The sequence below is a fragment of the Nocardioides silvaticus genome (genome assembly GCF_003160695.1).
Lineage (GTDB): Bacteria > Actinomycetota > Actinomycetes > Propionibacteriales > Nocardioidaceae > Nocardioides > Nocardioides silvaticus.
This window is the reverse complement of record NZ_QGDD01000011.1, coordinates 1-19,916: the sequence shown is the minus strand read 5'-3', so window position 1 is coordinate 19,916 and position 19,916 is coordinate 1. Positions and strand designations below refer to the sequence as shown.

Below are 19,916 nucleotides of genomic sequence, written 5' to 3'. Positions count from 1 at the left end.
GTCGCAAACTCGCACGCAGATCGGGCCGCCCGGCGCGAGTTTGCGCCGGGTCGGCGCTTTCCCGGTGCGAGTTTGCGCCGGGTCGGCGCTTTCCCGGTGCGAGTTTGCGCCGGGTCGGCGCTTTCCCGGTGCGAGTTTGTGCCGGGTCGGCTCAGGAGGAGGGCTTACTCCGAGATCGCAGCCGCGACGATCCGCGCCTGAGCAGTGGCCCCGGCCAGCCCGGGGTGGATCGGCTGGCCCGACAGCGGGGGCTCGACCCACCGGACACCCCACGGCTTGCAGACGTCGTGGCCGATCGACTCCGACCAGACGTCGATGACCGTGGCGTCGTTGAGGTCGGCCTGCTCGGCGAGCACGTCGTTGAGGTGCTTCTGGAGGGCGTGCATGTAGGCGGTGTCGCCGGAGGTCAGCGGCAGCTTGGCGTAGCAGCGGCCCTTGGCCGGGGTGATCGTCGGGTAGTTGACGACGAAGACCTCGGCGTCGGGCGAGCGCTCGTGGATGGCGCGGATGGCGGCGCCGATGTTGGGCGCGTCGGCCTCGATGAGCTGGTCGAACCGGTCGCCGTAGGCCCGCTTGCACGGCGCGCCGCGGTCGACGACCGCGACCGGGGCGAACGCACCGCACGAGAGGATGGCGCTGATGAACAGGCCGTTGTCGTTGCCGCCGATGCCGAGCGTGACGACGTCCTCGGTGCCGTCGAGGGCGTCGAGCTGCGGCGGGGTGTTGCGGTACTGCGCGGTCGTCAGGTGGTTGACATTCGCACCGCCGCAGGTGACGTCGACCAGGTCGAGGCCGAGCTCGGCCGCCACCTGCTTGGGGTAGTTGCGCGCCGACTGCAGGCAGACCGGGTTGGTGCCGGGCGTCATCGGGCCCACGCCCGAGTCGGCGGAGTAGGAGTCGCCGAGCGCGACGTACCGGCTGCCCGCGGGCGGCGGCTCCGCCGGCGCCGGCGCCGGCGCCGGCACACCGACCAGCGCCGCCGCGACGGCGAGCACCCCCACCTTGACCGCCAGAGACCTCATGACGTGGTCAACGGGCGAGGACCCGCGACGTCACCCGACGCGCAGCTCCAGCCCCTCGCCGGCTCCGCCGGCAGCGCGGTCGACCACGACCTTGCCGCCATCGGCGACGGTGCCGGCGAGCAACGCCTTCGCCAGCCGGTCGCCGATCGCGGTCTGGATCAGGCGGCGCAGCGGCCGGGCGCCGTACGCCGGGTCGAAGCCCGCGTCGGCCAGCCACTCCTTGGCCGCGTCGGTGACGTCGATCGTGATCCGCCGGACCGCCAGCCGCTCCTCCAGCAGCGCGAGCTGGAGGTCGACGATGTGGGCCAGGTCGGCCTTCGACAGTGCGTCGAAGGTGACGATCTCGTCGAGCCGGTTGAGGAACTCCGGCTTGAAGCTCTGCCGCACCAGCGCCAGCACCGACTCCCGCGCCAACTCCTGTTCCAGCAGCGGGTCGACCAGGAACTGCGAGCCGATGTTGGAGGTGAGGATCAGGATGGTGTTGCGGAAGTCGACGGTGCGGCCCTGCCCGTCGGTCAGCCGACCGTCGTCGAGCACCTGCAGCAGGATGTCGAAGACCTCGGGATGCGCCTTCTCCACCTCGTCGAGGAGTACGACGGAGTACGGCCGGCGCCGCACCGCCTCGGTGAGCTGCCCGCCCTCCTCGTAGCCGACGTAGCCGGGAGGCGCACCGACCAGGCGCGCGACCGCGTGCTTCTCGGAGTACTCGCTCATGTCGATGCGGACGATCGCCCGCTCGTCGTCGAACAGGAAGTCGGCGAGCGACTTGGCGAGCTCGGTCTTGCCGACGCCGGTGGGGCCGAGGAACAGGAACGAGCCGGTGGGTCGGTTGGGGTCGGCGATGCCGGCGCGCGCACGTCGTACGGCGTCGCTGACCGCGCGCACCGCGTCGGCCTGCCCGATCAGCCGCTCGCCGATCACCTGCTCCATCTCCAGCAGCTTGGCGGTCTCACCCTGGAGCATCCGCCCGGTGGGGATGCCGGTCCAGGCCTCGACGACCTCGGCCACCTGCTCCGCGCCGACCTCCTCGCCCACGAGCGGCTCGAGGTCGCTGTCGAGCGCGGCCTCGGCCTTCTCGACCTCGGCCAGCTGCTTCTCCAGCGCCGGGATCCGGCCGTAGAGGATCTCGCTCGCCTTCTCGAAGTCCCCCTCGCGCTGGAGCTTCTCGGCCTCGATGCGCAGCTGGTCGAGCTGGCGGCGCAGCTCGCCCTCGCCCTCGAGGGACGCCTTCTCGCGCTCCCACCGGACCTCGAGCCCGCGAAGCGCCTCCTCCTTGTCGGCGAGGTCGGCGCGCAGCGCCTCCAGCCGCTCGATCGAGGCCTCGTCGCTCTCCTTGGCGAGCGCGAACTCCTCCATCTTCAGCCGGTCGACCTGGCGACGAAGCTGGTCGATCTCCTCGGGCGAGGACTCGATCTCCATCCGCAGGCGCGACGCGGCCTCGTCGACGAGGTCGATCGCCTTGTCGGGGAGCTGGCGACCGGTGATGTAGCGGTCGCTCAGAGTGGCCGCCGCGACCAGGGCGGCGTCGGTGATCCGCACGCCGTGGTGCGCCTCGTACTTCTCCTGGATGCCGCGGAGGATCTGGATGGTGTCCTCGACCGACGGCTCGCCGACGAAGACCTGCTGGAACCGCCGCTCCAGGGCGGGGTCCTTCTCGATCCGCTCGCGGTACTCGTCGAGCGTCGTCGCACCGATCATGTGCAGCTCGCCGCGCGCGAGCATCGGCTTGAGCATGTTGCCGGCGTCCATCGCGGAGTCGCCACCGGCGCCCGCGCCGACCACGGTGTGCAGCTCGTCGATGAAAGTGATGACCTGGCCGCCGGCGTCCTTGATCTCCTCGAGCACGGCCTTCAGCCGCTCCTCGAACTCGCCGCGGTACTTCGCGCCGGCCACCATCGCCGCGAGGTCCAGGCTGAGGACACGCCGGCCCTTCAGCGAGTCCGGCACGTCACCCGCGACGACCCGCTGGGCCAGCCCCTCGACGACGGCGGTCTTGCCGACGCCGGGCTCGCCGATGAGGACCGGGTTGTTCTTCGTACGACGCGACAGCACCTGCACCACGCGCCGGATCTCGGCGTCGCGGCCGATGACCGGGTCGAGCCGACCCTCCTCGGCTGCGGCAGTGAGGTCGACGGAGTACTTCTCGAGGGCGTCGTACGTCGACTCCGCCTCCTGCGAGGTGACCCGGCGGTTGCCCCGCACGTCGGTGAGCACGTCGCGGAGGCCGGCCTCGGACAGGCCGGCGTCGGTCAGCACCTGCCGGGCACTGCTCTCGACGGTCGCGAGCGCGATGAGCAGGTGCTCGGTCGCGACGTAGTCGTCCTTCAGCGAGGTGGCGAGGTCGAGTGCCTGCGCGAGCACCCGGGTGAGCCCGGCCGAGCCGGCGGGCTGCTGGACGGTCGCGCCGCTGGCCTTCGGGAGCGCGTCGCGCTGGGCGACCGCGGACCGCACCAGCGCGGCGGGGTCGGCGCCGGCCTTGGCGATCATCGAGGCTGCGGTGCCGCCCTCCTGCAGGAGCAGGGAGACGAGCAGGTGGATCGGCTCGATGCTGGTGTTGCCCGCGGTGGTCGCGGCGAGCTGGGCGGCCTCGATGGCCTCCCGGCTACGGGTGGTGAACTTGTCGGCGCCGAACTGGCTCATGATGGGCGGCTCCTGTGACGTCGGTCGAACTCATCATCTCCAACGTCGCGAAAGTTGAGTCTGTTCCACTCAACTTTGAGAATTTCGCAACGGCTCGACCCCCCACCCGCTACCGCCTGCCCGGTCCCTTTCCCCGGTCCCGGCCGTGGCCCTTGCCGGGCTTCTTCCCCCGGTTCTTCCCGGGTCCGGCGTGGGCGTGCTGCGGCGGTCCGGAACGGGTCGCACGGTCGCCGCCCTTGGCGGGACCGGACTTCTTCGCCTTCCTCACCTTCGGCTGCACGGCCTTCGTCCGCTTCGGCTCCTGCTGGGCGGGGCTGGTCAGTCCCGCCGGCGTCGAGAGCGACGAGGAGGGCTTCTGCGACGGCTGCACGCCCCTGCCCGCCGACGGGGGTCCGGCCGTCCGCTCGGCCGCGCCTGCCGGAGGCGGTTCGGAACCGGTGCCACCACTGACCCAGACCGCGCCGGCGGCGGCGACCACGAGCGCAGCCGCGGCGACCCCGGCGCGCAGGCCCAGCCTCGGGACGCGCCGGCCGGCCGCCGGGGTGACGACCGATGTCGCGACGGGTCGGGGCGCGGTGGCGACCGGGCCGTGGGCGGGGTCGAGCGCGACCACGGCCCCGGCCGTCCCGAGCACTGCCAGCCGTGCGGCGACCTCCCCGGCAGCCGGCCGGTCGGCGGCCCGGCGGGCGGTCATCTCGTCGAGCAGGTGGGCCCAGGCCGCACCGAGCGAGACCGGGATGAGCGGGCTGCGGTGGAGCCGCGCCAGCGCGGCCTCGGTCGGCGCACCGCCGTACGCCCGGCGACCGGTCAGTGCCTCGAGCAGCACCAGCCCCAGCGCGTAGACGTCGCAGGCACCCGTCACCGGCAGGCCCTCGACCTGCTCCGGCGCCAGGTAGGAGGCGGTGCCGATGATGAAGCCGGTGCTGGTGTAGCCGGTCTGCTCGTCCATCAGTCGCGCGACCCCGAAGTCGGCCAGCTTGGTGGTGCCGGCCGGTCCCAGCAGCACGTTGGCCGGCTTCACGTCCCGGTGGACGATGCCACGTGCGTGCACGTGGGCCAACGCCTTCGCGAGGTCGGTGCCGATCGCGGCGACCTCGTCGGGCGCCATCGGCCCGGCGGCGATCCGGTCGGCCAGCGTCGTGCCGTCGACCAGCTCCATCGCCAGCCACGGGCGCGCGGCGCCATCGGGGTCGTCCACGCCCGCGTCGAGCAGCATCACCAGGTTGCGGTGGTTGAGGCCGGCGAGCAGCCGCGTCTCGGACGCGAACCGTTGGCGCTCGACGTCGCCGGCGACGGTGCCGTCCATGACCTTGACCGCGACCTCCCGGGCGAGGGTGCGGTCCCAGCCGCGGTGGACCTCGGCCATCCCGCCGCGGCCGATGAGCCCCCGGAGCTCGTAGCGGTCGTTCAGCACGATCGGTGCTGGGTCGGTCATCTCGGAGCTCCGTCGGGTCGTGCGCAGGCGTGGGCGTTCGGCGGAGGTCAGTTACCCGTTCCGGCACCCGCCAGTCGACCCGGCCGTCGGTACCGTGAGGTGATGTCCACCCGGTTGCTCCTCACGGCCGACACCCACGTCCCCAAGCGCGCCCGGGACCTGCCGGCCCAGCTGTGGCGGGCGGTGGACGAGGCGGACCTCGTGGTCCACGCGGGCGACTGGGTCGACGTCGCCCTCCTCGACGAGCTCGAGGCCCGGTCCCGGCGGCTGGTGGCGGTGTGGGGCAACAACGACCACGGGGAGCTGCGCGAGCGGCTCCCGGAGGTGGCGCGGATCGAGGTCGAGGGGCTGCGGCTCGGGGTCGTGCACGAGACCGGTGCCGCGAAGGGTCGGGAGGAGCGGTGCAGCTCGCTCTACCCCGACCTCGACCTCCTGGTCTTCGGGCACAGCCACATCCCCTGGGACACCACGACCGGCACCGGGCTGCGGCTGCTCAACCCCGGGTCTCCGACCGACCGCCGCCGGCAGCCGCACTGCACGTACCTGACCGCGGTCGTCGCCGACGGCCGACTGGCCGACGTCGAGCTGCACCGGGTCGTGCGCGACCGCTGACGGCAGCCCGCCGACCCGTCAGTCGCCAGCGCCCTCCGGCGGTGCGTCGTGCTCCGGGAGCTCCGGGCTCTCGGCGGTCACCTCGTCGACCAGTGCCTGCTTGACGAACTCCTCGCCGAACGGCGTCAGGTGGATGCTGCGGCGCACGACCTTGGCGAACTTCACCGAATGCATCGCGTCGAGCACGTCGGGCTGCGCCTCGAGCACCTGGTACTCCATGTGGTCACGCAGCGCCTCGCGGGAGAACCAGACCAGGCCGAGCCGGAACAGGTTGTTGAGGTACGACGGCACCTGGTCGAGGTGGCGGAGGCCGGCCCGTGCACCGACCATGTTGAGCCCCGGCGCGATGAGCTGGCTGCTGACCATCCCGACCGGGCCGCCGGTGCGGATGTCGACGCTGGGCTGCGGGCCGTTCTTCAGCAGCATCACCAGGATCCGCGCCTCGTCCGGCGCGAGGTCGTCGAGGATCCGGTCGAACGCGGGGTGCCGGTCGTCGGTGGCCCACACGTCGCGGGACTTCTCCAGCAGCTCCTGGCCGCGCTCGCGCAGCGTGGTGGGTCGCTCGCCGGTCACCTCCCCACCGACCACGCGACCGTTCTCGTGCGCTCGCGACGGCGAGCCGGAGACGACGCCGCCGAGCTGCTCACCGGCCTTGAGGAGCGCCGTACCGACCGGGACGCCGTCCGCGACCTGCCGGGCGATGTCGCCGACGGTGCCGACGACGGTCCCGACCTCGCGGATCAGGGCGACGGCCTCGTCGCGGTTGGTGGCCGCGCGGCCGACCCGGCGCCAGTTGCGCGCGGTCGTCCGCAGTCCCCAGCCGGCGGTGTTGAGCGCGGCCGTGCCGGCCACCCGCGCCAGCCCCGGCAGGGACTCCGCCACCGGACTGCCGTTCGCGACCGCGGGCAGCCGCGGCAGGCCGTCCCGATCGAGGTCGAGGTCCCTGTCCCTGTCGGTCATCGTCACTCAGCAGCGCCTTCCGGTGGTCACGGCGGGAAGCCGGGGATCCAACCCCAATTGAACAGGCCGAGGTGGATGATCCCGCCGGCGGCACCCATGATCGCGCCGTGGGCGTAGAGCATCCACTCGTCCTCCTTGATCGCCGCGCGCATCATCTCCACGAAGTCCTTCGGCGGGAGCTCCTTGGTGCGGCGGGCGATGAGGACCCGGATCTTCTCCGACTGCCGCTTGCTGAACGACGGGTCGCGGAACGGCATGATCGTGCGCCCGACGGCCTCCATGGCGAACGACTCGCGGATCCGGTCGAACTTCTCCGCACCCACGACCACCTTGGCCGCTCCCCGCAGCGGGCCGGCGGCCTTGTCGATGGCGGGTCGCATCGCGGTGGCGATCATCTGGCGGGTCCGGTCGCCCCGCGGGCCGTCCATGAGGAAGTCCCCGATGCGTTCGAGGGTGATCACGTCGTCGGCGATGATGCTGGCGTAGACCTCGGCGCACTCGTCCTGCCGGCGCAGGAACAGGCCCTGCACCTTGATGCCGAGGATCCGCCTGGGCTCCGGCGGCTCGAAGATCAGCCACATGCCGAGGGCGTTGGTGACCCACCCGACGACGACGCCGAGCAGAGGCAGCAACCACCAGATGTGCCAGGTCTGGTCGACGATCGCGACCGGGATCCCGAGCAGGAACCCGAAGATGAACCCGAAGGCCACCATCAGGTTGAGCTCCTTCTTCCCGACGTCGCGGAAGCAGCGGACGACGAGGTCCGGGTTCTTCCGGAAGTGGTCGATGACCATGATCTTCGGGTCCAGCAGCTGGTTGATGTGCACGCCGATCTCGTCGGTGATCGTGGTGACGACGGCCGGCAGCTGGGCCTGGACGCGGGAGATCACACCCTGCTTGAGCGCGGGCGGGAGGTCGCGCCAGAGCCGCGGGTGCTCGCGCATCATGATCTGGTCGACCATCTGCGGCAGGTCGGGCTCGAACACCCGGACGATGTGGGCCGCGATCTCCTCGGGCTCGAGCTGGGCGTAGAACTCCGCCGGGGTGCCGAGCTTCGCGATCACCTTGTCGACGGCGATGCTGCCCATCTTGGCGGCACGGGCGGGGACGATGCCCTGCCAGCCGACCCTCCCGAACGGGATGCCCGGCACCTCCTGCAGCTTGCGCGGGATCACGGTCGCCAGCTCCCGCAGACCCGGGATCTTGAACCCGTAGAACTTCACCGGGCTGAAGAGCATCCAGAGGCCGGACCAGTTGATCAGCCAGCCGATGATGCCGGTGAAGAACGGGATCGAGACGAACGCGAACCAGTCGACCCCGTGCGAGCCGGTGAGGTCACCGCTGGCCCAGTCACGGAAGAAGTCCGACACCGCGTCCACGCCTGTACCCCTGTCCACCGACCGGGCCGCCCCATGGGGCCCGTCGTCCACCGAGTGCCCCGAGGGTAGTGCCTGGCCCCATGGCCGGGACAGGCATCCGCGCTACGGACTGTCGCACATAACCTCTGGTCCGAACGGGTCTGGTGCGACACGTCCCGGGGCGGTAGGCATGGCTCAGCGGTGCGCCGACGGCTCGGTTCGGCCCGTGGCTCGGAAGGTTGGGGAAGATGAAGACCAGGGTGTGGCTCTCGGCGTTGGTCCTGCTGGCGGCAGCGGGCTGTGGTGACGGTGACGACGGCGACGACGACAGCGGCAACGGCGGCGGCGACAGCAGCAGCGAGAGCAACGGCGACTCCGGCGACTCCGGCGACTCCGGCGACTCGGGCGACTCGGGCGACTCCGGAGACTCCGACGGCGACGGACCGGTCGGCGCGGACGCGCCGCGGGACGCGAGCGTCGAGGACTTCTGTGAGACCTTCGCGGCCACGAGCGGCCTGGTCAGCGGCGACGACGCCGCCGTGCAGCTCGCAGCGACCGGGACTCCGGCCGACATCCCCGAGGATGCGCGCCGCGGCTTCGAGTACCTCATCGACCACCCCGAGGGCGGCGAGGACGTCATCACCAACGAGGACGTCGGCGCCTACGTGACCTGGGGCAGCACGACCTGCGCGGAGATCATCAACCAGTAGTGAGCGGCCGTGCGGCGGTGTTACGTCGTGCGGCGCCAGACGACGATCGACTGCGACGGGTGCTGGGGGCGTACGGCGGGCAGCTTGCTCGGGGCACCCGGCCGCGCGGTCATCGCCTGGCGCAGCGCCTCGTGGGCCGCCTCGAGTTCGGCGAGCAGCTCGTCGCGCTGGGCGCGGAGGGTGGCGACCGCGGACTCGAGCTCGAGGATCCGCCGGACGCCCTCGATGCCGATGCCGGAGCTGGTGAGGTCGGCGATCGCACGCAGCAGCTCGATGTCGCGGTAGGAGTAGCGGCGGCCGCCCCCGGCGGACCGGCCCGGCGTGATCAGGCCCATCCGCTCGTAGGTGCGCAGGGTCTGCGGGTGCAGCCCGCTGAGCTCGGCAGCCACGCTGATCACGAAGACGGCAGCGTCGGGTGCGGGAGGCTCGGATCCGAACGGGTTCGCCATCACCCTCATCCTTCCGCCGTCTCGAAGAGCCCGGCGCGCAACGGCGTGCCGGCGGTGGCCGCGGCGTACGCCTCGAGCGCCGCACGGGCCTCGTCGCTGAGGTGCGCGGGCACCTGCACCTCGACCGTCGCCAGCAGGTCGCCCCTGCTCCCGTCGGCCTTGCGCGCACCCTTGCCCCGCACCCGGAAGGTGCGGCCGTTGGGCGTGCCCGCCGGGATCTTGAGCGTGACGGGCTCGCCGCCCAGGGTCGGCACCTTCACCTGCGCGCCGAGCGCGGCCTCGGTGAAGGAGATGGGTACGTCGATCGTCAGGTTCTCGCCCTTGCGTCCGAAGACGCGGTCCGGCCGCACCCGCACCGTGACGTAGAGGTCGCCGGCCGGACCGCCCCGCTCCCCCGGCGCGCCCTTGCCGCGCAACCGGATCCGCTGGCCGTCCTTGACGCCGGCCGGCACCTTCGCCTGGATGGTGCGGCTGGCGCGGCCGCGGCCGCGGCCGTGGCAGGTCGGGCACGCCTCGTCGTAGACCAGCTGCCGCCCGCCGCAGCCGGGGCAGGTCTCGTTCATCGAGAACGCGCCGCCGACCGAGGCCACGACGAAGCCGGTGCCCTCGCAGGTCGGGCACCGGTGCGGCGACGTGCCGGGCTTGCCGCCGGTGCCCGAGCAGGTCGGGCAGGCCGCGTCGGACGCGACCGGCAGCGAGACCGTGATGCCCTCGAGCGCCTCGACGAACCCGATGGTCGTCGACGTCTCGAGGTCGGCCCCGCGGGCCGGGCGAGGCTGCTGGCGCCGCGCGCCGGCCCCGAACCCGAGGAAGTCGCCGAACAGGTCGCCGAACCCGCCGCCGCCGGCCCGGTCGCGCAGCAGGTCCTCGATGTTGACGTTCCCCGAGAACCCCGCGCCGCCGGCCGGGAACCCGCCGGAGGCGAACAGCTCGCGGGCCTGGTCGTACTTCTTCCGCTTCTCCGCGTCGCCGATGACGTCGTAGGCCTCGGCGACCTGCTTGAACTTCTCGTGCTTGGCGGTGTCGCCCGGGTGCGAGTCGGGGTGGTTGGCGCGCGCGAGCTTGCGGTAGGCCTTCTTGATCTCGTCGCCCGACGCCGACTTGCTCACGCCCAGCACGGCGTAGAAGTCCTTGGTGGCCCAGTCGGACCGGATCCCGTCATTGCTGCTCATCGCACACCTCCCTCAGAAGACTCGGACGGACACGCTCACTCGGCAGGATCCACGACCAGCACCTGCGCTGCGCGCACCACACGGTCGCCGATCTTGTAGCCGGCCTTCGCGACGACCTTGCACGTCGTCACCTCGACCTCGGGGTCGGTGCCGATGTGCGAGAGCGCCTCGTGGACGGTCGGGTCGAACGGATCGCCCGCCTCCGCGAACTTCACCAGGCCCAACCCCGCCACGACGTTCTCCAGCTGCTCGGCCACGGCCTTGAACCCGCCCTCGAGGGGCTCGTGCTCGCGGGCGCGGTCGATGGTGTCGAGGACGTCGATGATCGGCGTGAGCGCGGCGTACGTCGCGTTCTCGCGGATCAGCTCCCGGTCGCGATCGACCCGGCGCTTGTAGTTGACGTACTCGGCCTGGAGCCGCTGGAGGTCCAGGGTCCGCTCCTCGAGCGCCATCTTGGTCACCGCGAGCTCGTCGCCCTCGGGCCCGGCGTCCGCGGAGGCCGCGCCCTCCGGGGAGGCCCCGGCAGCGGCCGGGACCTCCTCGGGGACGACGTCCTCGGCGTCGGTCGAGGAGCTGACCTCGTCAGCCGTCGGCTCGTCCGCCGTGGGCTCCTCGGGCGTCGGCTGGACCGGGTCGGGCGTCGGGTCGCCGTCGGTCACTTGGCCTCGTCCTCCGAGCCGGGCTCGTCGACGATCTCGGCCTCGACGACGTCGTCGTCGGCCTCACCGGTCGCGCCGGTGGAGCCACCGGCCGCGGCGGCGTCGGCCTCCGCGGCGGCGTACATCGCCGCGCCCATCTTCTGGCTGGACTCGCCGAGCTTGGAGATCGCCGCCTGGAGGTTCTCGGGGTCGGTCTCCTCCGTGGCGAGCGCGGTCTTGAGCGCCTCGACGTCGGCGGTGACCTCGGTCTTCACGTCGTCCGGGATCTTGTCGCCGTTGTCGGCGAGGAACTTCTCGGTCGTGTAGACGAGCTGGTCGCCCTGGTTGCGGATCTCGACGGCCTCGCGACGCTTGGCGTCCTCCTCGGCGTACTGCTCGGCGTCGCGGATCATCCGGTCGATCTCGTCCTTCGACAGCGCGCTACCGCCGGAGATCGTCATCGACTGCTCGCGGCCGGACGCCTGGTCCTTGGCGGAGACGTGGACGATGCCGTTGGCGTCGATGTCGAAGGTGACCTCGATCTTCGGCACGCCCCGGGGCGCCGGCGGCAGGCCGGTCAGCTCGAAGTTGCCGAGCGGCTGGTTCTGCGCCCACATCTGGCGCTCGCCCTGCGCGACCTTGATCTCGACCGACGGCTGGTTGTCGTCGGCGGTCGTGAAGATCTCGCTGCGCTTGGTGGGGATCGTCGTGTTGCGCTCGATCAGGGTGGTCATCACGCCGCCCTTGGTCTCGATGCCGAGGCTGAGCGGGGTGACGTCGAGGAGCAGCACGTCCTTGACCTCACCGGCGAGCACGCCGGCCTGGAGCGCGGCGCCGACGGCGACGACCTCGTCGGGGTTGACGCCCTTGTTGGGCTCCTTGCCGCCGAGCAGCTCCTTGACGACCTCGGTCACGGCCGGCATCCGGGTGGAGCCGCCGACGAGCACGACGTGGTCGATCTGGGAGACCGGCACGCCGGCGTCCTTGAGGACCGACTCGAACGGCTTCTTGGTGCGGTCGAGCAGGTCCGCGGTGAGCTTCTGGAACTCCGCGCGGGTCAGCCGCTCCTCGAAGTGCAGCGGGCCGGCCTCGCCGTGGGTGATGTAGGGCAGGTGGATGGTGGTCTCGCTCGAGGACGACAGCTCGATCTTCGCCTTCTCCGCGGCCTCCTGGAGGCGCTGCGCGGCGATCTTGTCGGCCGACAGGTCCACCCCGTTGCCGTCCTTGAACTTCTTGACCATCCACTCGACGACCCGGTTGTCCCAGTCGTCGCCACCGAGGTGGTTGTCACCGCTGGTGGCCTTCACCTCGACGACGCCCTCACCGATCTCGAGGAGGGACACGTCGAACGTGCCGCCACCGAGGTCGAAGACGAGGATGGTCTGGTCGTCGCCCTTGTCGAGCCCGTAGGCCAGGGCGGCCGCGGTCGGCTCGTTGACGATCCGCTGGACCTTGAGGCCCGCGATCTCGCCGGCCTCCTTGGTGGCCTGCCGCTGCGCGTCGGAGAAGTACGCCGGCACGGTGATGACGGCCTCGGTGACGGTCTCGCCGAGGTAGGCCTCCGCGTCACGCTTGAGCTTCTGCAGGATGAAGGCGCTGATCTGCTGGGGGGTGAAGTCCTTGCCGTCGATCTCGGTCTTCCAGGATTCGCCCATGTGGCGCTTGACGGACCGGATGGTGCGGTCGACGTTGGTGACCGCCTGACGCTTCGCGACCTCGCCGACGAGGACCTCACCGTTCTTGGCGAACGCGACGACGGACGGCGTGGTGCGCGCCCCCTCCGCGTTGGCGATCACGGTGGGCTCGCCGCCCTCCAGGACCGAGACGACGCTGTTGGTCGTCCCGAGGTCGATGCCGACAGCACGTGCCATGGTTTGCTCCTCCGTTGCGCTCTGGATCAGACGTCCAGCAAATAAGTTGAGTCGAGTTGACTCAAGTCTGACACAAGGCTCAACGGAGGAACCAGGCGGGTTGTTCCCAGCAGGTCAGCCGACGGTGACGGTGACCGGGTTCGACGTCTCGCCGGTGGCGTTGTCGACGACGCGGAACTTGTTGACCCCGGTCCTCGCGGACTGGACGTAGGTCACGAAGGTCTCGCCGCTGACCGGGATCGTGGCGTCGAACTCGGTCCACACGCCGCTCTCCATCCGCTGCACCTGGAGGATGGCGCCCTCGCCGCCGGGATAGACCCCGGTGAGGTCGATCCGCTCGAAGTTGCCGACGGCCGTCTGGCCGGCCTGGAGCGTGATCGCCTTCTCCTGCTTCGGCTCCTTGGTCGTGGTGTCGTCGGTCTCGACCTCGTCGGTCGCGAACTCGTCGCTCGACTGGGTGTTGAGCGTGACCTGGGGACCGGTGGCGGAGGTCTTCTGGGGGCGTGGAATGACCGCGGACTCCCGTTCGGTCGCGCCGACGGAGTCGGCGTCGTCGCCGGTGAGGCCGAGCATCCGGGAGCCGACGAGCGCGACGCCGCCGAGCACCAGCCCCACGGCGACGGCGACGGCGACCAGGGCGATCAGCCCGGTCAGCACCGGGTTCTCGCGCCTCTGCCGCTCCTCGTCGCTCACGTCCTCATTGTCGCGGACCCGCGCAAGGTGGACGAAATCCCGGTCTCAGAATCCGCGGGTCCAGACGACCTGCTCGTGCAGCCGCCGCGAGCGCCAGCCGGCGTCGGCACGCACGAAGGTGTGGTGGTAGATCCCGCCGACCTCGACCAGGCGCTCACCGCCCTGGCCGTCGGCGATGAGCATGGGGTTGTGGAAGTACGCCGTCACCCGGGCCTCGTCGCGGGTGTTGGCGAACGTGATGGCCACCTGCCCCAGCGTGTGCATGCGCTTCGTCGAGAACGCCGGCAGGTTCTCGGCCAGCCACGGCTTCACCTCGGCGTAGCCGGCCGCGATCCCACCCGACTCCGTGTAGTCGATCTGGGCGTCCGGGGTGAAGACCGTGTCGAGTCGGTCGAACTCCCCGGTGTCGATGGCGATCGTGTAGCGGTTGAGCGTCTCGTTGATCTCGGTGCGGTCGCTCAGCTCGGCGAGGTCCATCTGTTCTCCTTGGTGATCGAGCTCTTCTCCTTGGTGATCGAGCTCTTTCCTTGGTGATCGAGCCTGTCGAGATCAGCGCGGGTCGAGGACCACGACCGGGATCTCCCGCTCGGTCCAGGCCTGGTAGCTCTCGAAGTCGGCGTAGAGGTCGACCAGGCGCGGCCACAGGGCGGCCCGCTCCCCCGGGTCGGCCACCCTGGCTCGCACCGGGCGACGGCGCTCGCCGGGCAGGTCGACGAGGGTGTCGGGGTTCGCGACCAGGTTGTGGAACCACTGCGGGTTCTTCGGCAGCCCACCCTGGGAGGCGACGATGACCAGGCGCGGGCCGTCCTCGAGGTAGAGCAACGGGGTCGTGAACCGGTTGCCGCTCTTGCGGCCGACGTGGTCGAGCAGCAGCGTGGGCACCGGCTTCTTCCAGCCCGCGCCGATCCGCCACTTGCTGCCGATCCGGCCGTTCGTCATCCGGTAGACCGGGACGTGCAGGCGCGCGCCGTACTTGATGATCTTGCCGACGATCGGCTTGTCGAGGCCCTGCGGCTTCTCCTTCACTGCCATGGGCTCACTGTGTCAGATCTCTAGAACAGGTTCTCGCGCCGTCCGCCTAGGCGATCTAAACGGGCAAAGTCTCCGTTCCGGTTGCGGAGGCACGCGCACAGGAGTCGACTGTGCCCACCACTTCTCGACCATGGGGGCTTCACGATGTCGGACCTGCGCGCCTTGCGGCGCCTTCACCTCACTCTCGCCGCCGCCACGGCGGCGGCCGGCCTCGTCGCGCTGGGCCAGCCGGCCACCGCCGCCGACGAGATGTGCAACGGCGTCGCCGCGACCATCGTCGGCGCCGGCGAGATCGACGGAACCCCCGGCAAGGACGTGATCGTCGGTTCCAGCGGTGACGACCTCATCGACGCGGGCGCTGGCGACGACATCGTCTGCGCGGGCGACGGCAACGACCTCGTCAGCGACGGGAACGGCAAGGACAAGATCTTCCTCGAGGGCGGCGACGACCGCGCGGTCGCGTATCAGTTCAAGGACGTCCAGGACGTCGTCGACGGCGGCGCGGGCACCGACACCGCCGACTACTCCGCCCGCGCGACCGGCGTGAAGCTGAGCATCAACGCGGGCGCCGACGACGGCGGCGAGGCCGAGTTCGACCGGCTGCTCGCTGTCGAGAACGCGACCGGCGGCAGCAACAACGACACGCTCATCGGCTCCAACGGCGCCAACGTGCTGGACGGCGGCGACGGCGCGGACAAGATCACCGACCAGGCCGGCGCCGACACCGTCTACGGCGGACCGGGCAGCGACGTCATCAGCCAGGGTGTCACCAAGGACAACGGCGACGTCCTCGACGGTGGCGACGGTGTCGACGAGATCAGCTACGCCGCCCGGCCTGCGACCGCGTTCGGCGGCGTGACGATCGACATCGACAGCACCGAGGGCACCAGCGGCCAGCCGGCGGAGGGCGACGCCCTCTCGGCGTTCGAGAACGCCCGCGGCGGCGCAGCCCCCGACCACATCATCGGCACCGACGGCCCCAACGTGATCGTGGCCGGCAACGGCGCCAACGTCGTCGAGGGCCTCGACGGCAACGACAACATCACCACCGGCACCGGCATCGACCTGGTCGACGACGGCGCCGGCTCGGACCTGGTCTCGACCGGCGGCGAGTGCGACCGGGTGCTCCAGGTCGACGTCAGCACCGACGACATCCAGGCTGCGGGCGGTGCCTGCGACGTCATCGACTACGGCTCGCGCACGGCCAGCGTCACCATCAACATCGGCATCCCGAACCCGGTCAACGGCGCCGGCGGCGAGGCCGACGTCCTGCGCGGCTTCGAGAACGCCACCGGCGGCTCGGGCGACGACACGATCTCCGGCACCGGCGGCCCGAACCTGCTGATCGGCGGCCCGGGCGCCGACTCGGTGGCCGGTGTCGCGGGCAACGACACCCTCGACACGCGGGACGGCGTCGGCGGCAACGACACCGCCAACGGCGGCTTCGGCGTCGACACCGCCCTCATCGACACCGGGGACAACGTCACCGCTGTCGAGACGGTGAACGCGTTCTGAGGCCTCCATCTGAGACTTAGGTCACAATGGTGCCCATGCGTTGCTCCCTCGCATTGGCCCTTGCTGCGGCGACCGCAGCGGTCGGGCTCGTTGCTGCCGGCCCGACAGCGGTCGCAGCGAAGTCCTGCAACGGTGTCGCGGCGACGATCGTCGGCGCCGGCGCCGTCGCCGGCACCCCGGGCGTCGACGTCATCGTCGGCTCGGCCGGCGACGACACGATCGACAGCGGCGCCGGCAACGACGTGATCTGTGCCGGCGACGGCGACGACGTGGTCCGTGACGGCGCCGGCAAGGACAAGGTCTTCCTCGAGGCCGGCGACGACGTCCTCGTCGCCGGGGCCGCCCAGGACCGGGGCGACAGCGTCGACGGCGGCCCCGGCGCGGACACCGCCGACTACTCGGCTCGCTCCGCGGACCTTCGGGTGAAGCTCGCGACGGCGTTCGCCGACGACGGTGGGCCGGGCGAGAACGACACCCTGCGGTTCTTCGAGAACGCGACCGGCGGCAGCGGGGACGACTCCATCACCGGCACCGACGGCGCCAACGTGCTCCTCGGCAACGGCGGAGCCGACACCATCACCGACCTGGCGGGCGCCGACACCGTCGACGGCGGCCCTGGCGACGACAGGCTGCTCCAGGGCAAGAACTACGACGGCGACGACCAGCTCTCCGGCGGCGAGGGAGTCGACGAGGTCAGCTATGCGCTGCGGTCCCGCGGCCCGCAAGGGGAAGGGGCCGTGCTGATCGACCTCTCGGGGATCCGCACCAGCGGAACGGACGGAGGCTTCGAGGGCGACATGCTGGCCGGGCTCGAGAACGCGACCAGCGGCTCCGGGAACGACACCATCTACGGAACAGAGGGTCCCAACGTCCTCGTGACCGGCAACGGCCGCAACCGCGTCTATGCCGGCGCCGGCGACGACGTCGTCACCGGCGGAGGCGGCCGCGACGACGTCGACGACGGCCTCGGCGCCGACACGGTGAGGACCGGCGGGGACTGCGACGAGATCGTCCAGTCGTCGTACAGCCCCGGCGACGTGCTCGACGGCGGCGCCGCTCCGTGCGACCGGCTCCGCTACACCGACCGCGACGACGACCTCGTCGTCGACCTCGGCGTCACCACGCCGGTCAACGGCGGCGTCGGCGAGGCCGACGTGCTGAAGGGGTTCGAGCACGCGATCGGGGGTGACGGCGACGACGTCATCAGGGGCAACAGCGCAGCCAACATCCTCGGGGGTGGCTACTGTTGCGCTCCCGGTGACCCCGCCAGCGACGCCGACACGCTGATCGGCCTCGGGGGAGCCGACATTCTCTCCGGCGTCGACGGCATCGGTGGCAACGACACCGCCGACGGCGGTGCCGGTCGTGACCACTGCGGTCTCGACGTCGGCGACACCTTCATCGCGTGCGAGCGGCAGGACACCTACCCGTTATGACCGCTCTGGCACATTTCTAGAACACGTTCTAGTCTAGGGCGATGCGCTTCTCCTTCGCCGAGGGCATGACCCATGCGGCGTACTACGCCCCCCTCGCCCGGGCCTGCGAGGCCGCGGGCTACACGTCGATGACGATCGCGGACAGCCTGATCTACCCGCAGGAGTCGGACTCGAAGTACCCCTACACCGACACCGGGGACCGCGAGTTCCTGCTCGGCAAGGAGTTCATCGAGACGTTCATCCTGTGCGCGCACCTGTTCGCGGTGACCGAGAAGCTGCGGCTGACGCCGTTCGTGCTCAAGCTGCCGATCCGGCCGCCCGTGCTGGTGGCGAAGCAGGCGTCGTCGCTGGCGTTCCTGTCGGGCAACCGGCTCGGGCTCGGCGTCGGCCTGTCGCCGTGGCCGGAGGACTTCGCCGCGCTGGGCATCCCGTGGGAGAGGCGCGGCAAGCGGATGGACGAGTGCATGGACATCCTCCGGGGACTCATGCAGCCCGGCGACGAGCCCACGTTCTTCGGCTTCCAGGGCGAGTTCTACGACTTCGAGCCGCTCCAGCAGTGCCCGGCTCCGACCGAGAAGGTGCCGCTCCTCGTCGGCGGCCACTCCGACGCCGCCCTGCGGCGCGCCGTACGCAAGGGCGACGGATGGATGCACGCCGGCGGTGACGGCGAGGAGCTCGACCGGCTGCTGACGCGGCTCGCCGAGATCCGGAAGGAGGAGGGCGACACCCGCGGACCGGACGAGTTCGAGGTCCACGTGATCTCCTACGACGCCTACACCGTCGACGGCATCAAGCGGCTCGAGGACAAGGGCGTCACCGACGCGATCGTCGGCTTCCGGATCCCCTACATCAAGGGGCCGGACACCGAGCCGCTGGAGACGAAGATCAAGCACCTCGAGCAGTACGCCGAGAACGTGATCGCGAAGGTGAACCCGTGACGGTCTCGACAAGCTCGACCACCAACAGCCTGCACCTGACGAGGGCCCTCTCCGACGCGATCGCCGAGGCCGAGGAGCTGATCGCGAACGCACCGTTCATCAAGACCGAGGCCGACCGGCTCGAAGGCTACGAGTACCTCTCCGGCCGGATCCGGATGGCGATGCAGAACGCCTTCGACTACGACCTCGAGCAGCCGCTGTTCGTGAACCCGACCCATCAGTTCTCCAAGCAGGGCCTGGACAACCCGGACGCCATCTACTTCAACGCCTACCTGCGCGAGGGCGTCGAGTACGTCGTCCGCGGCCGGCGCGGCACGTCGGCGGACCTGTCGTTCCAGGTGATGGGCGGGGCCTACACCGCCGACTCGGCGGCGACCAGCCTGATGGCGTTCGACGACCGGGAGCTCGACATCGCCGACGACGGGACCTTCGAGTTCCGCTACGTCGCCGAGCCCGGCGCCAAGACGCTGATCGTCCGCGAGGTCTTCAACGACTGGGACCACGAGGAGCGCGGCACGATCACGATCGAGCGGCCCGACACCCGCGGCAAGCCGCGCAAGCCGCTGACCCGCGAGCTCCTCGCCAAGAAGTACGACGTCGCCGCCCGCTCGCTGATCGGCTCGATCCAGACCTGGTTCGCGTTCCCCCAGTTCTTCCAGTACAAGGAACCGGTCAACACGCTGACCGTGCCGAAGTCGACGCCGGGCGGCCTGGCCTCGCAGTTCTCCTCGATCGGCCACTACGAGCTGGCCGAGGACGAGGCGATGATCGTCTCGGTGCCGCGCTGCGAGGACTGCAGCTACCAGGCGATCCAGATCGGCTCGGACTGGTACGCCTCCACCGACTACGAGACCCACCAGACCTCGCTGACGAAGGCGCAGGCGTTCACCTCCGACGACGGCATCATGCGGTTCGTGATCTCAGAGCGGCCGCCGCTGGACGGCGCCCCGATCGCCAACTGGCTGGAGACGACGGGGCACCGCACCGGGCCGATCATGCTGCGCTGGCAGCGGCTCGAGCGCGACCTGACCGAGGCCGACGGCCCGACCGTGCAGGTGGTCAAGCTCGCCGACGTCCCGGCCCACCTCCCCGGCCTCACCGGCCTGACCGAGGAGGAGTACGCCGCCCGCATCGCCGCACGCCAGCGCGCCGTGGCACGCCGGATGATCAGCTGATCGGCCGTCGGTCTCCTCGATCGTCGAGCCTCGGTCGTCGAGTAGGAGCGAGCGCAGCGAGCGACGTATCGAGAGGCCGCAACCCTGCCCACGGCCCCGCGGTCGGCAGTTAGGTTCAGGCGTCTCGATACGGCCTCGCCTAGCTGTGATGTCCAGCCAGGTTGTCCAACCGGGTGATGGGTGGGAGGCCACCTAGGGCTGAGTGGGGCCGGTGGTGGTTGTACTGGTGCAGCCATCCTGCCAGCGCGGCTCGACGGGCG

At 70.9% G+C, this 19,916-nt stretch carries 19 protein-coding genes; 6 read left to right on the top strand and 13 right to left on the bottom strand.

Features of this window, described 5'->3' with window-relative positions:
* Positions 1 to 164: 164 nt before the first annotated feature.
* The 3 genes from DJ010_RS19685 to DJ010_RS19675 form a co-directional block, all read right to left on the bottom strand.
* On the bottom strand, positions 165 to 1,022 hold the full coding sequence (locus DJ010_RS19685) for an SGNH/GDSL hydrolase family protein (RefSeq protein WP_109696994.1): 858 nt from the start codon (positions 1,020 to 1,022) through the stop codon (positions 165 to 167).
* A 30-nt stretch (positions 1,023 to 1,052) separates the two neighbouring features.
* Positions 1,053 to 3,662 carry an ATP-dependent chaperone ClpB gene (clpB, locus tag DJ010_RS19680; RefSeq protein WP_109696992.1) on the bottom strand — a complete coding sequence of 870 codons (2,610 nt, stop codon included), beginning with the start codon at positions 3,660 to 3,662 and terminating at the stop codon, positions 1,053 to 1,055.
* Positions 3,663 to 3,771: 109 nt separating this feature from the next.
* Positions 3,772 to 5,097 carry a serine/threonine-protein kinase gene (locus DJ010_RS19675; RefSeq protein ID WP_109696990.1) on the bottom strand — a complete coding sequence of 442 codons (1,326 nt, stop codon included), beginning with the start codon at positions 5,095 to 5,097 and terminating at the stop codon, positions 3,772 to 3,774.
* Between the two features lie 102 nt (positions 5,098 to 5,199).
* Between DJ010_RS19675 and DJ010_RS19670 the strand changes: the two genes are divergently transcribed.
* Positions 5,200 to 5,709 (top strand): metallophosphoesterase family protein, encoded by a 510-nt coding sequence (locus DJ010_RS19670; protein ID WP_109696988.1) that lies wholly within the window; start codon positions 5,200 to 5,202, stop codon positions 5,707 to 5,709.
* An 18-nt stretch (positions 5,710 to 5,727) separates the two neighbouring features.
* On the opposite strand, the gene DJ010_RS22525 is transcribed toward DJ010_RS19670, so the two are convergent.
* Positions 5,728 to 6,669: an Abi-alpha family protein gene (locus DJ010_RS22525; RefSeq protein ID WP_245927751.1), complete on the bottom strand. Its 942-nt coding sequence runs from the start codon at positions 6,667 to 6,669 to the stop codon at positions 5,728 to 5,730.
* 26 nt (positions 6,670 to 6,695) lie between these two features.
* Positions 6,696 to 8,048 (bottom strand): DUF445 domain-containing protein, encoded by a 1,353-nt coding sequence (locus tag DJ010_RS19660; RefSeq protein WP_245927724.1) that lies wholly within the window; start codon positions 8,046 to 8,048, stop codon positions 6,696 to 6,698.
* Between the two features lie 227 nt (positions 8,049 to 8,275).
* Here DJ010_RS19660 and DJ010_RS19655 point away from each other — a divergent pair, with 227 nt between their 5' ends.
* The gene (locus DJ010_RS19655) at positions 8,276 to 8,737 is read left to right on the top strand and encodes a hypothetical protein (protein WP_109696986.1); all 462 of its coding nucleotides are present in this window, start codon (positions 8,276 to 8,278) and stop codon (positions 8,735 to 8,737) included.
* A 20-nt stretch (positions 8,738 to 8,757) separates the two neighbouring features.
* Here the strand turns inward: DJ010_RS19655 and DJ010_RS19650 are convergent, their stop codons facing one another.
* From DJ010_RS19650 to DJ010_RS19620, 7 genes are all read right to left on the bottom strand, one after another.
* Positions 8,758 to 9,186: a heat shock protein transcriptional repressor HspR gene (locus DJ010_RS19650; RefSeq protein WP_109697210.1), complete on the bottom strand. Its 429-nt coding sequence runs from the start codon at positions 9,184 to 9,186 to the stop codon at positions 8,758 to 8,760.
* A gap of 5 nt (positions 9,187 to 9,191) precedes the next feature.
* Complete coding sequence (gene dnaJ / locus DJ010_RS19645) at positions 9,192 to 10,358, bottom strand: molecular chaperone DnaJ (protein WP_109696984.1); 1,167 nt, start codon at positions 10,356 to 10,358, stop codon at positions 9,192 to 9,194.
* 35 nt (positions 10,359 to 10,393) lie between these two features.
* Positions 10,394 to 11,017: a nucleotide exchange factor GrpE gene (gene grpE / locus DJ010_RS19640; RefSeq protein ID WP_109696982.1), complete on the bottom strand. Its 624-nt coding sequence runs from the start codon at positions 11,015 to 11,017 to the stop codon at positions 10,394 to 10,396.
* The gene (gene dnaK, locus DJ010_RS19635) at positions 11,014 to 12,867 is read right to left on the bottom strand and encodes a molecular chaperone DnaK (protein ID WP_109696980.1); all 1,854 of its coding nucleotides are present in this window, start codon (positions 12,865 to 12,867) and stop codon (positions 11,014 to 11,016) included. Before dnaK ends, grpE begins: the two co-directional genes overlap by 4 nt.
* Before the next feature lie 114 nt (positions 12,868 to 12,981).
* The gene (locus tag DJ010_RS19630) at positions 12,982 to 13,560 is read right to left on the bottom strand and encodes a hypothetical protein (protein WP_109696978.1); all 579 of its coding nucleotides are present in this window, start codon (positions 13,558 to 13,560) and stop codon (positions 12,982 to 12,984) included.
* A 45-nt stretch (positions 13,561 to 13,605) separates the two neighbouring features.
* Entirely contained in the window at positions 13,606 to 14,037 is a 432-nt protein-coding gene (locus DJ010_RS19625; RefSeq protein ID WP_109696976.1) for a nuclear transport factor 2 family protein, read from the bottom strand.
* 72 nt (positions 14,038 to 14,109) lie between these two features.
* Positions 14,110 to 14,592 (bottom strand): nitroreductase/quinone reductase family protein, encoded by a 483-nt coding sequence (locus DJ010_RS19620; protein WP_109696974.1) that lies wholly within the window; start codon positions 14,590 to 14,592, stop codon positions 14,110 to 14,112.
* Between the two features lie 144 nt (positions 14,593 to 14,736).
* Between DJ010_RS19620 and DJ010_RS19615 the strand changes: the two genes are divergently transcribed.
* The 4 genes from DJ010_RS19615 to DJ010_RS19600 are packed head-to-tail and all read left to right on the top strand — an operon-like array spanning position 14,737 to position 19,656.
* Positions 14,737 to 16,107, top strand: coding sequence for a calcium-binding protein (locus tag DJ010_RS19615; RefSeq protein WP_109696972.1), 1,371 nt, complete (start codon positions 14,737 to 14,739; stop codon positions 16,105 to 16,107).
* Between the two features lie 35 nt (positions 16,108 to 16,142).
* On the top strand, positions 16,143 to 17,543 hold the full coding sequence (locus DJ010_RS19610) for a calcium-binding protein (RefSeq protein ID WP_158283074.1): 1,401 nt from the start codon (positions 16,143 to 16,145) through the stop codon (positions 17,541 to 17,543).
* 41 nt (positions 17,544 to 17,584) lie between these two features.
* A complete protein-coding gene (locus DJ010_RS19605) occupies positions 17,585 to 18,481 on the top strand; it encodes a TIGR03619 family F420-dependent LLM class oxidoreductase (protein WP_109696967.1) in 897 nt (298 codons plus the stop codon).
* Positions 18,478 to 19,656 carry a hypothetical protein gene (locus DJ010_RS19600; RefSeq protein ID WP_245927723.1) on the top strand — a complete coding sequence of 393 codons (1,179 nt, stop codon included), beginning with the start codon at positions 18,478 to 18,480 and terminating at the stop codon, positions 19,654 to 19,656. The genes DJ010_RS19605 and DJ010_RS19600 overlap by 4 nt, the downstream gene beginning before the upstream one ends.
* A 139-nt stretch (positions 19,657 to 19,795) precedes the next feature.
* Here DJ010_RS19600 and DJ010_RS19595 read toward each other — a convergent pair.
* Positions 19,796 to 19,916: integrase core domain-containing protein (locus DJ010_RS19595; protein WP_146207348.1), on the bottom strand; the 121-nt coding region annotated here is incomplete at its 5' end.

Bases quoted from the DNA above. Each gene is read 5' to 3' on its own strand.
- DJ010_RS22525 (WP_245927751.1), bottom strand. From the start codon at position 6,669: ATGACCGACAGGGACAGGGACCTCGACCTCGATCGGGACGGCCTGCCG.
- DJ010_RS19615 (WP_109696972.1), top strand. From the start codon at position 14,737: ATGTCGGACCTGCGCGCCTTGCGGCGCCTTCACCTCACTCTCGCCGCC.
- clpB (WP_109696992.1), bottom strand. From the start codon at position 3,662: ATGAGCCAGTTCGGCGCCGACAAGTTCACCACCCGTAGCCGGGAGGCC.
- DJ010_RS19650 (WP_109697210.1), bottom strand. From the start codon at position 9,186: ATGGCGAACCCGTTCGGATCCGAGCCTCCCGCACCCGACGCTGCCGTC.
- DJ010_RS19605 (WP_109696967.1), top strand. From the start codon at position 17,585: ATGCGCTTCTCCTTCGCCGAGGGCATGACCCATGCGGCGTACTACGCC.
- dnaJ (WP_109696984.1), bottom strand. From the start codon at position 10,358: ATGAGCAGCAATGACGGGATCCGGTCCGACTGGGCCACCAAGGACTTC.
- DJ010_RS19655 (WP_109696986.1), top strand. From the start codon at position 8,276: ATGAAGACCAGGGTGTGGCTCTCGGCGTTGGTCCTGCTGGCGGCAGCG.
- DJ010_RS19620 (WP_109696974.1), bottom strand. From the start codon at position 14,592: ATGGCAGTGAAGGAGAAGCCGCAGGGCCTCGACAAGCCGATCGTCGGC.
- dnaK (WP_109696980.1), bottom strand. From the start codon at position 12,867: ATGGCACGTGCTGTCGGCATCGACCTCGGGACGACCAACAGCGTCGTC.
- DJ010_RS19610 (WP_158283074.1), top strand. From the start codon at position 16,143: ATGCGTTGCTCCCTCGCATTGGCCCTTGCTGCGGCGACCGCAGCGGTC.
- DJ010_RS19625 (WP_109696976.1), bottom strand. From the start codon at position 14,037: ATGGACCTCGCCGAGCTGAGCGACCGCACCGAGATCAACGAGACGCTC.
- DJ010_RS19685 (WP_109696994.1), bottom strand. From the start codon at position 1,022: ATGAGGTCTCTGGCGGTCAAGGTGGGGGTGCTCGCCGTCGCGGCGGCG.
- DJ010_RS19670 (WP_109696988.1), top strand. From the start codon at position 5,200: ATGTCCACCCGGTTGCTCCTCACGGCCGACACCCACGTCCCCAAGCGC.
- DJ010_RS19675 (WP_109696990.1), bottom strand. From the start codon at position 5,097: ATGACCGACCCAGCACCGATCGTGCTGAACGACCGCTACGAGCTCCGG.